Source organism: Paraburkholderia diazotrophica (assembly GCF_038900755.1).
Classification (GTDB): Bacteria; Pseudomonadota; Gammaproteobacteria; order Burkholderiales; family Burkholderiaceae; genus Paraburkholderia; species Paraburkholderia diazotrophica_A.
The window spans coordinates 1-452 of sequence record NZ_JBBPEN010000079.1 but is presented as its reverse complement, the minus strand read 5'-3'; the positions used below and the strand labels follow the sequence as shown (position 1 = coordinate 452).

1 protein-coding gene is annotated in these 452 nt (G+C 64.4%); it reads right to left on the bottom strand.

The genetic code is table 11. The features are described from left to right. The coding region (locus AABE10_RS36300; protein WP_342937851.1) for an acyl-CoA dehydrogenase family protein at positions 1–452 on the bottom strand (452 nt) is incomplete at both ends.

Genomic DNA, 452 nt, shown 5'->3' with positions numbered 1-452 from the left:
GGTATAGAAGTCGGCACGGAAACCGCTGGTGATAAAGGTCTTGCTGCCGCTGACGCGGTAATAGTCGCCATCACGAATGGCGCGGGTTTGCAGGTTGGCCACATCCGAGCCGCCACCGGGCTCGGTGACGGCCAGGGCGATGATCTTCTCGCCTGCCAGCACCTGCGGCGCCACGCGTTCGCGCACCGCGGGCCGTGCCCATTTGACGACCGGCGGCAGGCCGATATCCAGTGACCCGAGCCCCGCCACGACCCCGCCAGAACCGCAGCGCATCAGCTCTTCACTGGCCGCCACTTTGGCGAACAGATCACCTTCGTGGCTGCCGCCCAGCGCTTCTGGATAACCGATGCCTAAAATTCCCGCCGCGCCCGCCTTGAGGTAGAGCTCACGGGGAAAGCTTTCAGCCTCCTCCCACTGCTCGATGCCCGGCAACAACTCGCGTTCGACAAAAC